Below are 13,889 nucleotides of genomic sequence, written 5' to 3'. Positions count from 1 at the left end.
ATGCCCACCGCAAATTTGACCGCCAAGGGCCGACAGACCCGCGAGGCCATCGAACTCGCCGCCCGGAAGCTGTTCGCCGAGCGGGGCTTTCACGGCACCACGCTGGCCGACATCACGTCGGCTGCCGGAAAGTCGTCGGCGGTGTTCTACCGCTATTTCGACGACAAGGAGGACCTGCTGGCCGAGCTGGCCGAGTCTTTCCTGCACGACATCGTCACCCCGTCGGGGATGAGTGTGCCGCTGCCGGAGTCCCCCGAGGACACCGAGTACTTCACCACCGTGGTGACGGGGTACTGGAACCTCTTCAAGCAGAACATCGGCATCATGATCGCGGTCGCCCAGCTGGGCGCCACGCAGCCGCGCTTCGCCAAGGTACAGAACGAGTTCCGGCGCTTCGGGATGGACCTGGTCGCCGATTCGGTCCGCCACGCCACGGAGCAAGGCCATGCGCAGGGCATCCACCCCGGGCAGCGCCTCGATCCCGAACACATCGCCGCGGCGATTTCGCTGCTGTTCGAGAACTTCACCGTCGTGGTGGTCGGCAACCCGGACTCCGGGCTGCAGATCAGCGACGAGGACGCCATCACCACCCTGTCGACCATCTGGAAGAAAACCCTGTACGGCTTCTGACCGACGAAAGAGATCACCGTGGATTTCGCTCTACCGGAACACCTTCCGGGCCTGCTGGCAGAGATGGATGCCTTCATCGAGGCGGAGATCAAACCGCTGGAACGAGAGAACCTGCAGTACTTCGACCGGCGCCGGGAATTCGCCCGTACGGACCTCGAGAACGGCGGTGTGCCCACCCGGGAATGGGAGGATCTGCTCGACGAGATGCGCCGCCGTGCCGACGCAGCCGGATGGCTGCGCTACGGCCTGCCCAGCGAGTTCGGTGGCCGCGACGGCACCAATCTGGACATGGCCGTCATCCGGGAACACCTGGCGCACAAGGGCCTCGGCCTGCACAACGACCTGCAGGACGAGTCATCGATCGTCGGCAACTTCCCGCAGGTCATCATGATGAGCCGGTTCGGCACCCCGGCGCAGCAAGCCGAATGGGTCGAGGCCATGATCACCGGTGAACGGTCGATGGCGTTCGGGCTCACCGAACCCGACCACGGCAGCGACGCCACCTGGCTCGAGACCACGGCGGTCCGGGACGGTGACGGGTGGATCATCAACGGCCGCAAGCGCTGGAACACCGGAGTGCACCGCGCCACCCACGACCTGATCTTCGCCCGCACGTCGGGGGATCCCGGGCAGGCGGTCGGTATCACCGCGTTCCTCGTGCCCACCGACACCCCCGGTTTCACCGTGCCGTACTACTGGTGGACGTTCAACATGCCGAGCGACCACGGCGAGGTCGAACTGAACGATGTTCGGGTGCCGGCTGATGCGGTGCTCGGCGAGGTGGACCACGGCTTGGAGGTCGGCCAGACGTTCCTGCACGAGAACCGCATCCGTCAGGCCGCCAGCAGTCTGGGCGCCGCGCAGTACTGCATCGACCGGGCCGCGCAGTACGCCGGCGAGCGCGTCGTCTTCGGTAAGCCCCTGGCGGTGAACCAGGCCGTGCAGTGGCCGCTGGCCGAGCTGCAGACCGAGGCCCAGATGGTCCGGCTGCTGGTGTATTACGCCGCCTGGCACCTCGATCGGGATCACCACATGGAGGTTTCCGACAAGGTGTCGATGGCCAATTACCGCGCCAACAGACTGGTATGCGAGGCGGCCGACCGAGCCATGCAGATCCACGGTGGCGTCGGCTACAGCCGGCACGAGCCGTTCGAGCACATCTACCGGCACCACCGCCGCTACCGGATCACCGAAGGGGCGGAAGAGATTCAGATTCGCCGGGTGGCGCAGCGGATGCTGAAGTTCGGGCGCAAGTGATCGACGCGCCGGAATTGGCCCGAGCGCTCGCCGCGGTGCTCGAACCGGAGCTCGGCGAGGTCAGCGTCGAGAACCTGCGGGAACTCACCGGCGGTGCCAGCCGCGCGACGTGGGCGTTCGCGGCGACCACCGCGGCCGACGCCCGCCCATTGATCCTGCGGGTCGGACCGCCCGACGAAATCCACGCCGGCATGGAGCTCGAGGCCGCCGCGCTGTCCCGGGCCGCGGCCACGGGCGCGCCCGTGCCCCGGGTGCTGGCGGCCAGCAACTCACCGGAGGCCCTCGGCAGTCCGTTCCTGGTGTGCGATTTCGTACCCGGGGAGACCATCGTCCGCAAGATCCAGCGCGCACTCGACGACGACGGCCGGACCACCCTTCTCGGGCAATGCGCCGCAGCGCTGGCGGCGATCCACCGCGCCGACCCCACCGGCATCGGGCTGTCGAGCGAAGACCAACTGAGTTCATGGCGGCGCGAACTCGACGAGATCGGTGACACCACAGCCACTTTCGAGTGGGCCTTCCGCTGGTTGGCGCGCAACCAGCCGGCGGACACCGGCGGTGCGGTGTTGGTGCACGGCGACTTCCGGATGGGCAACCTGATCGTCGACGGCAGCCGGCTGGCGGCAGTGCTGGATTGGGAGCTCACCCATCTGGGCTCGCGCGCCGAGGACCTGGCCTGGTTCTGCATTCGGGCCTGGCGCTTCGGGGCGCCGCGGACGCTGGACGCCGGCGGCCTGGGCCGCATCGAGGACTTCCTGACCGCCTATGAGCACTCCAGCGGAATCACTCTGGACCGCAAGGCCTTTCACTGGTGGCTGGTGTCCGCCACCTTGCGCTGGGGCATCATCTGCCGGTATCAGGCGCAGCGCCACCTGTCCGGACAGGCCAGGTCGGTGGAGTTGGCGACCATCGGCCGGCGGGTGTGTGAAACCGAATGGGACCTGCTCAACCTCGTGGCGGCCCGATGAGCCATTACCGTCCCACCGCCGCTGAACTGGTCGCCGCCGTGGCCGAGTTCCTGGAGACCGAGGTACGCGCGGCCACCGATGGCGCGGTGAACTTCCATGCCCGCGTGGCCGCGAACGCGCTGCGGATCGTCGAACGCGAGCTGTCTCAGGACGGCGCAGAACCGGGGCTGCTGGGATTCGACGACGAGCAGGCCCTGGCGCGCGCGATACGCGACGGGGAGTTCGACGACCGTGGCCCCGAACTCGAGCCCGTGCTGCGGGCGCTCGTGCGGCATCGGCTGGACGTGGCCCATCCGGGCTATGCCGACGAGTAGCCGAACCCGGCCTACCTGATCGCCGTACTGTCGTAGCCTGAGCACGTGGCCGACTCCGCGCTCAAGATCCTGGTGTACAGCGACAATCCGAACACCCGTGACCAGGTGCGCACGGCGCTGGGACGGCGCATCCACCCGGACCTGCCCGACCTGACGTATCTCGACGTGGCGACGGCGCCCGTCGTGGTGAGTTCCGTCGACGCGGGCGGGATCGACTTGGCGATCCTGGACGGCGAGGCCACACCCGCCGGCGGGATGGGGCTCGCCAAGCAACTCAAGGACGAGGTCGCGAACTGCCCGCCGATCGTGGTGCTCACCGGCCGCCCGGACGACGCCTGGCTGGCCTCCTGGTCGCGCGCGGAGGCTGCAGTGCCCCATCCGATCGACCCGATCCGGCTCGGCGAGGCCGTGGTGGCGGTGCTGTCTCCACAGCGGTGAAACCGTGCGTTAACCAGCACGAAATGGCCTGTGGCCGTTCACTCTTCGCGTCAGCGGCGATGAGACGCGGGAACGTCAGGAACTGATCATGATCCTAGCCAAAATGCGGCGGCCGTTCCGTTAACCGAGCTAAGCTGTGGGCCAGCTCACATCGACAGCTCGACGAGGGAGCCACACAGGGCATGACGAACGCATGAACGTCTACATCCCCATCCTGGTACTCGGCGCGATCGCCGCGGCGTTCGCGGTGGGTTCGGTCGGAATCGCGCTGGTCATCGGCCCCCGCCGGTACAACCGGGCCAAGCTGGAGGCCTACGAATGCGGCATCGAGCCGATGGCCCCAGGCTCCCCCGGGCATGAGACCACCGGGCAGCGGTTCCCGGTCAAGTACTACCTGACCGCCATGCTGTTCATCGTCTTCGACATCGAGATCGTCTTCCTGTATCCCTGGGCCGTTTCCTTCGAATCGCTCGGGGTATTCGCCGTGGTGGAGATGTTGCTGTTCATGCTGACGGTGTTCGTCGCCTACGCATACATCTGGCGACGCGGCGGACTGAGCTGGGACTGAGGGCAGACCCATGGGACTCGAAGAACGCCTGCCCGGCGGCATCCTGCTGTCCACTGTCGAGAAGGTCGCAGGCTACGTACGCAAGGGGTCGCTGTGGCCCGCCACGTTCGGCCTGGCCTGCTGCGCCATCGAGATGATGGCCACCGCGGGCCCGCGCTTCGACATCGCGCGCTTCGGCATGGAGCGGTTCTCTGCGACGCCGCGCCAGGCCGACCTGATGATCGTCGCGGGCCGCGTGAGCCAGAAGATGGCGCCGGTGCTGCGTCAGGTGTACGACCAGATGGCCGAACCCAAATGGGTGCTGGCCATGGGCGTGTGCGCTTCCTCCGGCGGCATGTTCAACAACTACGCGGTGGTGCAGGGCGTCGACCACATCGTGCCCGTCGACATCTACCTACCCGGCTGCCCGCCGCGGCCCGAGATGCTGCTCAACGCAATCCTCAAGCTGCACGCCAAGATTCAGGAGATGCCGCTGGGCGTGAACCGGGCTGAGGCGATCGCCGCGGCCGAGGAAGCCGCCCTGCAGGCCCGCCCCACCATCGAGCTGAAGGGACTGCTGCGGTCATGACGGACGCGCCGGACCAGACGGGACCCGAGGTGATCGGGACGCGGCGCGGCATGTTCGGTGTGCGCGGCAGCGGCGACACGTCGGGCTACGGCCGGTTGGTCCGGGAGGTGGCGCTGCCCGGCAGCTCACCCCGGCCCTACGGCGGTTACTTCGACGACGTCGTCGACACGTTGGCGGCGACCCTCGGTCCCGACGAGTTCGGCGCCGCGATCGAGCGCGTCGTGGTCTTCCGCGACGAACTGACCCTCGAGGTGCGCCGCGAACACCTGGTCGCGGTGGCCCAGGCACTGCGCGACCAGCTGCGATTCGAGCTGTGTCTGGGCGTGTCCGGGGTGCACTACCCCGACGACACCGGTCGCGAGTTGCACGCCGTCTACCCGCTGATGTCCATCACCCACAACCGCCGCATCCGCGTCGAGGTGAGCGCCCCGGACGCCGATCCGCATGTGCCGTCGCTGTATTCGGTGTACCCGACGACCGACTGGCACGAGCGGGAGACCTACGACTTCTTCGGCATCATCTTCGACGGCCACCCCGCCCTGACCCGGATCGAGATGCCCGATGACTGGGTGGGCCACCCGCAGCGCAAGGACTACCCGCTCGGCGGAATCCCGGTCGAGTACCACGGTGCGAAGATCCCGCCCCCGGACGAACGGCGGGCCTACAACTGATGACTCAGGACAACGAACCCGATGGCCGCGAACGCGTGGTCACCGTCGGCGGTCAAGACTGGGCCGACGTCGTGGCCGCGGCGCGGGAGAGCGCGGTGGCCGGCGAGCGCATCGTGGTCAACATGGGCCCGCAGCATCCGTCCACCCACGGCGTGCTGCGCCTGATCCTCGAGATCGACGGCGAGACCATCACCGAGGCCCGGTGCGGAATCGGCTACCTGCACACCGGAATCGAGAAGAATCTCGAATACCGGACCTGGACGCAGGGCGTCACCTTCGTGACCCGCATGGACTACCTGTCGCCTTTCTTCAACGAGACGGCGTACTGCCTCGGCGTCGAGAAGCTGCTCGGCGTCACCGACGCCATTCCCGAGCGCGCGAGCATCATCCGGGTGCTGCTGATGGAACTCAACCGCATCTCGTCACACCTGGTCGCGCTGGCGACCGGCGGTATGGAGCTGGGTTCCATGTCGGCCATGTTCTTCGGCTTCCGGGAACGCGAACTGGTGCTGTCGATCTTCGAGACCATCACCGGGCTCCGCATGAACCACGCCTACATCCGCCCCGGCGGCCTGGCCGCCGACCTGCCCGACGAGGCCCTGCCGCAACTGCGGGAACTGCTGAAGCTGCTGCCCAAGCGGTTACGCGACATGGAGAATCTGCTCAACGAGAACTACATCTGGAAGGCCCGCACGCAGGGGGTCGGCTACCTGGATCTGACCGGGTGCATGGCGCTGGGCATCACCGGACCGGTGCTGCGTTCGACGGGGCTGCCGCACGATCTGCGAAAGGCGCAGCCGTACTGCGGATACGAGTCGTATGACTTCGACGTCATCACCGACGACCAGTGTGATGCCTACGGCCGCTACATCATTCGGGTCCGCGAGATGCACGAGTCCATCAAGATCGTCGAGCAGTGTGTCGAGAGGCTCGGCAAGGTCACCGGGCCGGTGATGATCACCGACAAGAAGCTGGCCTGGCCCGCGGACCTGAAGCTCGGCCCCGACGGCCTGGGCAATTCGAAGGAACACATCGCCAAGATCATGGGCTCGTCGATGGAGGCCCTGATCCACCACTTCAAGATCGTGACCGAAGGCATCCGGGTGCCCGCCGGGCAGGTGTACGTCGCCGTCGAATCGCCGCGCGGCGAGCTGGGTGTGCACATGGTGTCCGACGGTGGCACCCGGCCCTACCGGGTGCACTACCGCGACCCCTCGTTCACCAATCTGCAAGCGGTGTCGGTGATGTGCGAGGGCTCCATGGTCGCTGACGCCATCGCCGCGGTGGCATCGATCGATCCGGTGATGGGAGGCGTGGACAGGTGACCGCTATCGAACTGCGTCTCGGGCCGCGTCCGGACGAGCCCGGCCCACCGATCAGCCAAGGGCCGCAGTCGTATTCGCCTGACGTGACCGAGCGCCTGGCCGCCGACGCCGCGACGATCATCGCCCGCTACCCCAGTGCCCGCTCCGCGCTGCTGCCGCTGCTGCATCTCGTCCAATCCGAGGACGGCTACCTCACCCCTGCCGGAATCGCTTTCTGCGCTGCGCAATTGGACCTCAGCACTGCCGAGGTCACCGCGGTCGCGACGTTCTACTCGATGTACCGCCGCACCCCGACAGGCGAGTACCTCGTCGGGGTGTGCACCAACACGCTGTGCGCCATCATGGGCGGCGACGCCATCCTCGAATCACTGGAGGACCACCTGGGTCTCGGCGCCGGCGAGACCACTGCCGACGGCCGGGTCACGCTGGAGCACATCGAATGCAACGCCGCCTGCGACTACGCACCCGTGGTCATGGTGAACTGGGAGTTCTTCGACAACCAAACACCCGGTTCCGCACGTGATCTCGTCGACTCATTGCGGACCGGTGAGCCGGTCACCCCGACCCGGGGCGCGCCCCTGTGCACCTTCAAGGACACCGCACGCATCCTCGCCGGCTTCCCCGATGAACGCCCCGGCAGCAACGACTCCGAACCGGGCGCGGCCACCCTCGCCGGGTTGCGCGTCGCGCAGGAGCGCGGGATGGAGGCGCCGCAATGACACTCGCGCCGGTGCTGAGCAGACACTGGGATGAGCCGCAGTCGTGGACGCTGCAGAGCTACGTCCGGCAGGGCGGCTACCAGGCGCTGCGGGCGGTGTTGCGGATGCAACCCGCCGAAGTCATTGCGCTGGTCAAGGATTCCGGACTGCGCGGACGCGGTGGCGCGGGTTTCCCTACGGGGACCAAATGGTCGTTCATCTCCCCCGACGACGGCCGTCCGCACTATCTGGTCGTCAACGCGGACGAATCCGAACCCGGGACGTGCAAGGACATTCCGCTGATGCTGGCCTCGCCGCACGCGCTGGTGGAAGGCGCGATCATCGCGTCGTACGCCATCGGCGCCCGCCACGCATTCATCTACGTGCGCGGTGAGGTGGTTCCGGTGCTGCGCCGGCTGCAGGGTGCGGTCGCCGAGGCCTACGCGAACGGCTATCTCGGCACCAACATCGCCGGCACCGGCTACGACCTGGATCTGGTGGTGCACGCCGGGGCGGGTGCGTACATCTGCGGCGAGGAGACCGCGCTGCTCGACTCGCTGGAGGGCCGGCGCGGCCAGCCCCGGTTGCGTCCGCCGTTCCCCGCGGTCGCCGGGTTGTACGCCTGCCCGACCGTGGTCAACAACGTCGAGTCGATCGCCAGTGTCCCGTCGGTGATCCGCGGCGGGGTCGACTGGTTCCGGTCCATGGGGTCGGAGAAGTCGCCCGGCTTCACGCTCTACTCGCTGTCGGGTCACGTCACCCGGCCGGGACAATACGAGGCACCCCTGGGGATTTCGCTGCGCGAACTGCTGGAATACGCCGGCGGGGTGCGGGCCGGGCACCAGTTGAAGTTCTGGACGCCGGGCGGATCGTCGACGCCGATGCTCACATCCGAACACCTGGACGTCCCGCTGGACTACGAAGGCATGGCCGGGGCCGGCTCGATGCTGGGCACCAAGGCACTGCAGATTTTCGACGAGACGACCTGCGTGGTGCGGGCCGTCCGCCGGTGGACCCAGTTCTACGCGCACGAGTCCTGCGGCAAGTGCACGCCGTGCCGCGAGGGCACCTACTGGCTGGCACAGATCTATGCCCGGCTGGAGAACGGACAGGCCCACGCCGCCGACCTGGACAAACTGCTCGACATCTCCGACGCCATCCTCGGCAAGTCGTTCTGTGCCCTCGGCGACGGCGCGGCGAGCCCGATCATGTCCTCGCTCAAATACTTCCGCGACGAGTACGTCGCGCACCTGAATGGCGGCTGCCCCTTCGACCCGCACGCCGCCACGCTCTTCGCCACGGAAGGAGCGGGCGCATGACGGTCACCGAGCCGGCGAAGGACGCGGCCGCGGTCGAGATGGTGGCGCTGACCATCGACGACCAGCAGATCAGTGTGCCCAAGGGCACGTTGGTGATTCGTGCGGCCGAGCTCATCGGGGTGCAGATTCCCCGGTTCTGCGACCACCCCCTGCTCGACCCGGTGGGCGCCTGCCGGCAGTGCCTCGTCGAGGTGGAGGGTCAGCGGAAACCATTGGCGTCGTGCACCACCACGGTCACCCCGGACATGGTCGTGCGTACCCAGGTGACGTCGGAGGCCGCCGACAAGGCACAACACGGCGTGATGGAACTGCTGCTGATCAACCATCCGCTGGACTGCCCCGTCTGCGACAAGGGCGGCGAATGCCCACTGCAGAACCAGGCGATGTCCAACGGCCGCGCCGATTCTCGCTTCGAGGACGTCAAGCGCACCTTCCCCAAACCCATCAACCTGTCGGCGCAGGTCCTGCTCGACCGGGAACGCTGCGTGCTGTGCGCGCGCTGCACGCGGTTCTCGAATCAGGTCGCCGGCGACCCGTTCATCGAACTGCTGGAACGTGGCGCACTGCAGCAGGTCGGTATCGGGGGCGATGACCCGTTCGACTCCTACTTCTCCGGCAACACCGTGCAGATCTGTCCCGTCGGCGCGCTGACCGGGACTGCGTACCGGTTCCGGGCCCGGCCTTTCGACCTGGTCTCCTCCCCCAGCGTCTGCGAACACTGCGCCTCGGGCTGTGCGCAGCGCACCGATCATCGCCGCGGAACGGTGTTGCGCCGCTTGGCCGGTGACGATCCCGAGGTGAACGAAGAGTGGAACTGCGACAAGGGCCGGTGGGCCTTCACCTACGCCACGCAGGGTGACCGGATCACCACACCCTTGATCCGCGAGGCCGACGGCACCCAGCGCCCGGCGTCGTGGCCCGAGGCCGTCGCCGTCGCGGTGCGCGGCCTGTCGGCGGCCGGGGCCCGGACCGGCGTGCTGGTCGGCGGACGACTCACGACCGAAGACGCCTATGCGTATGCCAAGTACGCGCGGATTGTGCTGGGCACCAACGACATCGACTTCCGCAACCGGGTGCACAGCGACGAGGAAGCCCAGTTCCTGGCGGCGTCCGTCGCGGGTCAGCCGATGCGGGTGACGTACGCCGACCTGGAGCAGGCGCCCGTCGTGCTGCTCGTCGCGTTCGAGCCGGAAGACGAATCGCCGATCATCTACCTGCGGCTGCGCAAGGCCTTCCGCAAGCACGGTCTGAAAGTTGTTGCGGTGGCGCCGTTCGCGAGCCGCGGTCTGGCGAAGATGGGCGGCACCCTCATCTCCGCCGCACCCGGCCGCGAACCCCGCGCCCTCGACGCCGTCGAGGTGTTGCCGCCCGGTTCGGTCATCCTCACCGGTGAGCGGCTGGCCGGTATCCCAGGCGGGTTCTCCGCTGTGGCCCGGTTGGCCGAGCGGACCGGCGCGGCCGTCGGCTGGGTACCACGGCGGGCCGGCGAGCGCGGTGCACTGGAAGCCGGTGCGGCCCCGAATCTGTTGCCCGGCGGTCGTTTGGTGACCGATGTGCCGTCACGCACGGAAGTTGCCGTCGCCTGGCACGTCGACGAACTGCCCGACGCTCCGGGCCGCGACACCACCGGGATCCTCGCCGCCGCAGCCGACGGCGAGCTCGAGGCTGTCCTGGTCGCCGGTGTCGAGCTGGCCGATCTACCCGACCCAGCACTGGCGCAGCAGTCGCTCGGCGCCGCGAAGTTCGTGGTGAGCATGGAAGTACGTCGCAGCGCCGTCACCGATCTCGCGCACGTGGTGTTCCCGGTGGCACCCGTCGTCGAGAAAGCCGGCAGCTTCGTGAACTGGGAAGGCCGACATCGCGCATTCGGCGCGGCGCTGCCGCCCGCCACGCGAGCGGACATGGGGGTGCTGGCCGCGCTCGCCGACGAGCACTGCATCGATCTGGGTCTGCGCGATGTCGCGACCGTGCGCAACGAGATGAACCGACTGGGGTGCTGGACCGGACCACGGCCCGCCGCACCGGAATTCACCGCGCCCCCGAACCCCGTGCCCGGTCCCGGTCAGGCGGTTCTTGCCGGCTGGCGGATGCTGCTGGACGCCGGCCGGCTGCAGGACGGCGAACCCCATCTGGCCGCCACGGCGCGTCCGGCGGTGGCCCGCTTGTCGCCCGACACGGCCGCGAGCGTCGGCGCGTCCGAAACCCTCACCGTCAGTACCGATCGCGGCAGCATCACCCTGCCGCTCGAGATCACCGACATGCCGACCGGCGTGGTGTGGCTGCCGCTGAACTCGCCGGGTTCGCCCGTCCATGCCACGCTCGGCGTCGCCCCCGGCGCGGTCGTCTCGATCAGCGGGGCGGCAACGTGAACTATCCCGACCTCTCCTCGTTCGGCCTGGACCCGTGGTGGCTGGTCCTCGCCAAAGCCCTTGGCATTTTTGTGTTCCTGGTGCTGACGGTGCTCGTCGCGATCCTGCTCGAACGACGAGTCCTGAGCTGGATGCAGATGCGCATCGGGCCGAACCGGGTGGGGCCGTTCGGGTTACTGCAGAGCCTCGCCGATGGCATCAAGCTCGCCCTCAAAGAAGGGCTGGTCCCGGCCGGGGTGGACAAGCCGATCTACCTGCTGGCGCCGATCATCTCGGTGATCCCGGCGATCATGGCGTTCGCCGTCATCCCGATGGGGCCGCTGGTCCACGTCTTCGGGCACGAGACGCCGCTGCAGTTGACCGACCTGCCGGTCGCGGTGTTGTACGTCCTTGCGGTCACCTCGATCGGGGTCTACGGAATCGTGTTGGCGGGCTGGGCTTCCGGCTCGACCTATCCCCTGCTCGGCGGGCTGCGGTCCAGCGCGCAGGTCATCTCGTACGAGATCGCGATGGCGCTGTCGTTCGCCGCGGTGTTCCTGTACGCGGGCACCATGTCGACGTCGCAGATCGTCGCGTCACAACAGGGCCGCTGGTACGTCTTCCTGCTGCTGCCGTCGTTCCTGATCTACGTGGTGTCGATGGTCGGCGAAACGAACCGGGCGCCGTTCGATCTGCCCGAGGCCGAAGGCGAGCTGGTCGGCGGATTCCACACCGAGTACTCGTCACTGAAGTTCGCGATGTTCATGCTCGCGGAATACGTCAACATGACAACGGTTTCCGCACTGGCCACCACCCTGTTCCTCGGTGGTTGGCAGGCGCCCTGGCCCCTGAGCCTCATCCCCGGCGCCAACACCGGCTGGTGGCCGCTGCTGTGGTTCGTCGGCAAGGTGTGGGCGTTCCTGTTCTTGTTCATGTGGCTCCGGGCCACGCTCCCGCGCCTGCGGTACGACCAGTTCATGGCGCTGGGCTGGAAGGTGCTCATCCCGATCTCGCTGGCGTGGATCATGATCGTCAGCATCGTGCGGACGCTGCGTCTGCAGGGGCACGACAGCTGGCCCGTCGTGCTGGCCTTCGCCGGCGCCATCGCCGTGGTGGCCATCGCCGGTGCGTTGTGGAACACGGTGCGGCGCAAGTCGGCTCGCACGCGGGCCCCGGCCGTCGAACCGCAGCCCGGCGCGTTCCCGGTGCCGCCCATCCCGGCCAAGGAGGTTCACCATGCCCGGTAGGCCCAAGTTCATCGACGCGATTGCCGGTTTCGGCGTCACCTTCGGGACCATGTTCAAGAAACCGGTCACCGAGCAGTATCCCGAGGAGCCCGGTCCGGTCGCTCCGCGCTATCACGGCCGGCATCAGCTCAACCGGTACGACGACGGCCTCGAGAAGTGCATCGGTTGCGAACTGTGCGCGTGGGCCTGCCCCGCGGACGCGATCTATGTCGAGGGCGCCGACAACACCGAGGAACAACGGTTCTCGCCCGGCGAGCGGTACGGCCGGGTGTACCAGATCAACTATCTGCGGTGCATCGGCTGCGGGCTCTGCATCGAGGCCTGCCCGACGCGGGCGCTGACCATGACCAACGACTACGAGATGGCCGACGACAACCGGTCCGACCTGATCTACGGCAAGGACAAGCTCCTGGCGCCGCTGAAACCCGACATGACCGCGCCACCGCACGCCATGGCCGAGGGCAGCACCGACGAGGACTACTACCGCGGCAATATCACCGCGGACGGCCTGAAGCGGCGCGAGGCGGCCAAGTGACCGGAGAGGCCGTGACGTTCTGGGTGCTCGGTACCGTGTCGGTGCTCGGCGCCATCGCCATGGTGGCCGCCCCCAAAGCGGTGTACTCGGCAATGTTCCTGGCCAGCACCATGATCAGCCTGGCGGTGCTCTACATCGCCCAGGACGCGGTGTTCCTCGGTGTCGTGCAGGTGGTGGTCTACACCGGTGCGGTCATGATGCTGTTCCTGTTCGTCCTCATGCTCATCGGTGTCGATTCGGCGGACTCGCTGATCGAAACCATTCGGGGACAACGCGTTGCCGCCATGGTGGCCGGCATCGGATTCGGCATCGCGGTGATCGCCGGGATCGGCAGTCTCGGGGCCAACTTCGTCGGGCTGGAGCACGCCAACCGGGCCGGCAACGTCCAGGGCCTGGCGGTGCTGATCTTCACGCGCTACCTGTGGGCCTTCGAGGTCACCAGCGCGCTGCTCATCACCGCGGCGCTGGGTGCCATGGTGCTGACCCACCGCGAACGCTTCGAGCGTCGAAAGACCCAGCGCGAGCTGGCAATCGAACGGTTCGCCGGCGGCGGGCACCCGACACCACGGCCCAACCCCGGGGTGTACGCGCGGCACAACGCCGTCGACATCCCGGCGAAGCTGCCCGACGGCTCGGACGCCGACATGTCCGTCAGCGCCATCCTGCCGCGGCGCAGTGTGTCCCTCGACGATGGGAACGCCTCATGAATCCCACCAATTACCTGTATCTCTCGGCGCTGCTGTTCACCATCGGCGCGGCCGGTGTGCTGGTGCGCCGCAACGCCATCGTCATGTTCATGTGCGTCGAATTGATGCTCAACGCAGCCAATCTGGCGTTCGTCACGTTCTCCCGGATGCACGGCGAGCTCGACGGTCAGGTGGTGGCGTTCTTCACCATGGTCGTGGCGGCATGTGAGGTGGTGGTGGGACTGGCGATCATCATGACCATATTCCGGACCCGGCGATCGGCGTCGGTCGACGCCGCGAACCTGCTGAAGCAGTGA

15 protein-coding genes and 1 pseudogene are annotated in these 13,889 nt (G+C 67.7%); all 16 read left to right on the top strand.

What is annotated here, in order from left to right:
* Positions 1 to 630 carry a TetR/AcrR family transcriptional regulator gene (locus ACJH7A_RS21300; protein ID WP_212813611.1) on the top strand — a complete coding sequence of 210 codons (630 nt, stop codon included), beginning with the start codon at positions 1 to 3 and terminating at the stop codon, positions 628 to 630.
* A gap of 18 nt (positions 631 to 648) precedes the next feature.
* Positions 649 to 1,887, top strand: a complete 1,239-nt coding sequence (locus tag ACJH7A_RS21295) for an acyl-CoA dehydrogenase family protein (protein WP_212813609.1) — start codon at positions 649 to 651, stop codon at positions 1,885 to 1,887.
* Positions 1,884 to 2,855: a phosphotransferase family protein gene (locus ACJH7A_RS21290; RefSeq protein WP_244872837.1), complete on the top strand. Its 972-nt coding sequence runs from the start codon at positions 1,884 to 1,886 to the stop codon at positions 2,853 to 2,855. The genes ACJH7A_RS21295 and ACJH7A_RS21290 overlap by 4 nt, the downstream gene beginning before the upstream one ends.
* Complete coding sequence (locus tag ACJH7A_RS21285; RefSeq protein ID WP_244872836.1) at positions 2,852 to 3,169, top strand: DUF6285 domain-containing protein; 318 nt, start codon at positions 2,852 to 2,854, stop codon at positions 3,167 to 3,169. The genes ACJH7A_RS21290 and ACJH7A_RS21285 overlap by 4 nt, the downstream gene beginning before the upstream one ends.
* Positions 3,170 to 3,214: 45 nt before the next feature.
* The gene (locus tag ACJH7A_RS21280) at positions 3,215 to 3,607 is read left to right on the top strand and encodes a response regulator transcription factor (protein ID WP_135357290.1); all 393 of its coding nucleotides are present in this window, start codon (positions 3,215 to 3,217) and stop codon (positions 3,605 to 3,607) included.
* A 193-nt stretch (positions 3,608 to 3,800) separates the two neighbouring features.
* On the top strand, positions 3,801 to 4,175 hold the full coding sequence (locus ACJH7A_RS21275; protein WP_043400785.1) for an NADH-quinone oxidoreductase subunit A: 375 nt from the start codon (positions 3,801 to 3,803) through the stop codon (positions 4,173 to 4,175).
* A gap of 10 nt (positions 4,176 to 4,185) precedes the next feature.
* Positions 4,186 to 4,743 (top strand): NADH-quinone oxidoreductase subunit B family protein, encoded by a 558-nt coding sequence (locus ACJH7A_RS21270; RefSeq protein ID WP_029119553.1) that lies wholly within the window; start codon positions 4,186 to 4,188, stop codon positions 4,741 to 4,743.
* On the top strand, positions 4,740 to 5,414 hold the full coding sequence (locus ACJH7A_RS21265) for an NADH-quinone oxidoreductase subunit C (protein ID WP_212813607.1): 675 nt from the start codon (positions 4,740 to 4,742) through the stop codon (positions 5,412 to 5,414). Before ACJH7A_RS21270 ends, ACJH7A_RS21265 begins: the two co-directional genes overlap by 4 nt.
* Complete coding sequence (nuoD, locus tag ACJH7A_RS21260) at positions 5,414 to 6,739, top strand: NADH dehydrogenase (quinone) subunit D (protein WP_212813605.1); 1,326 nt, start codon at positions 5,414 to 5,416, stop codon at positions 6,737 to 6,739. The genes ACJH7A_RS21265 and nuoD overlap by 1 nt, the downstream gene beginning before the upstream one ends.
* Positions 6,736 to 7,458, top strand: a complete 723-nt coding sequence (gene nuoE / locus ACJH7A_RS21255; protein WP_212813603.1) for an NADH-quinone oxidoreductase subunit NuoE — start codon at positions 6,736 to 6,738, stop codon at positions 7,456 to 7,458. Before nuoD ends, nuoE begins: the two co-directional genes overlap by 4 nt.
* Positions 7,455 to 8,756 carry an NADH-quinone oxidoreductase subunit NuoF gene (gene nuoF / locus ACJH7A_RS21250; protein ID WP_346416833.1) on the top strand — a complete coding sequence of 434 codons (1,302 nt, stop codon included), beginning with the start codon at positions 7,455 to 7,457 and terminating at the stop codon, positions 8,754 to 8,756. The genes nuoE and nuoF overlap by 4 nt, the downstream gene beginning before the upstream one ends.
* The gene (locus tag ACJH7A_RS21245; RefSeq protein WP_346416834.1) at positions 8,753 to 11,125 is read left to right on the top strand and encodes an NADH-quinone oxidoreductase subunit G; all 2,373 of its coding nucleotides are present in this window, start codon (positions 8,753 to 8,755) and stop codon (positions 11,123 to 11,125) included. Before nuoF ends, ACJH7A_RS21245 begins: the two co-directional genes overlap by 4 nt.
* Complete coding sequence (gene nuoH, locus ACJH7A_RS21240; protein WP_346416835.1) at positions 11,122 to 12,351, top strand: NADH-quinone oxidoreductase subunit NuoH; 1,230 nt, start codon at positions 11,122 to 11,124, stop codon at positions 12,349 to 12,351. Before ACJH7A_RS21245 ends, nuoH begins: the two co-directional genes overlap by 4 nt.
* Positions 12,341 to 12,900 (top strand): annotated as a pseudogene (nuoI, locus tag ACJH7A_RS21235) (NADH-quinone oxidoreductase subunit NuoI); the annotation flags it as partial. The gene nuoH and the pseudogene nuoI, both read left to right, overlap by 11 nt.
* Positions 12,883 to 13,593 (top strand): NADH-quinone oxidoreductase subunit J, encoded by a 711-nt coding sequence (locus ACJH7A_RS21230; protein ID WP_346416836.1) that lies wholly within the window; start codon positions 12,883 to 12,885, stop codon positions 13,591 to 13,593. The pseudogene nuoI and the gene ACJH7A_RS21230, both read left to right, overlap by 18 nt.
* The gene (nuoK, locus tag ACJH7A_RS21225; protein ID WP_061002954.1) at positions 13,590 to 13,889 is read left to right on the top strand and encodes an NADH-quinone oxidoreductase subunit NuoK; all 300 of its coding nucleotides are present in this window, start codon (positions 13,590 to 13,592) and stop codon (positions 13,887 to 13,889) included. Before ACJH7A_RS21230 ends, nuoK begins: the two co-directional genes overlap by 4 nt.

Source organism: Mycobacterium sp. SMC-17, assembly GCF_045310915.1.
GTDB lineage: Bacteria > Actinomycetota > Actinomycetes > Mycobacteriales > Mycobacteriaceae > Mycobacterium.
This window is presented reverse-complemented; position numbering and strand designations above follow the sequence as displayed.

Bases quoted from the DNA above. Each gene is read 5' to 3' on its own strand.
- ACJH7A_RS21265 (WP_212813607.1), top strand. From the start codon at position 4,740: ATGACGGACGCGCCGGACCAGACGGGACCCGAGGTGATCGGGACGCGG.
- nuoD (WP_212813605.1), top strand. From the start codon at position 5,414: ATGACTCAGGACAACGAACCCGATGGCCGCGAACGCGTGGTCACCGTC.
- ACJH7A_RS21245 (WP_346416834.1), top strand. From the start codon at position 8,753: ATGACGGTCACCGAGCCGGCGAAGGACGCGGCCGCGGTCGAGATGGTG.
- ACJH7A_RS21285 (WP_244872836.1), top strand. From the start codon at position 2,852: ATGAGCCATTACCGTCCCACCGCCGCTGAACTGGTCGCCGCCGTGGCC.
- nuoF (WP_346416833.1), top strand. From the start codon at position 7,455: ATGACACTCGCGCCGGTGCTGAGCAGACACTGGGATGAGCCGCAGTCG.
- nuoK (WP_061002954.1), top strand. From the start codon at position 13,590: ATGAATCCCACCAATTACCTGTATCTCTCGGCGCTGCTGTTCACCATC.
- ACJH7A_RS21275 (WP_043400785.1), top strand. From the start codon at position 3,801: ATGAACGTCTACATCCCCATCCTGGTACTCGGCGCGATCGCCGCGGCG.
- ACJH7A_RS21300 (WP_212813611.1), top strand. From the start codon at position 1: ATGCCCACCGCAAATTTGACCGCCAAGGGCCGACAGACCCGCGAGGCC.
- ACJH7A_RS21270 (WP_029119553.1), top strand. From the start codon at position 4,186: ATGGGACTCGAAGAACGCCTGCCCGGCGGCATCCTGCTGTCCACTGTC.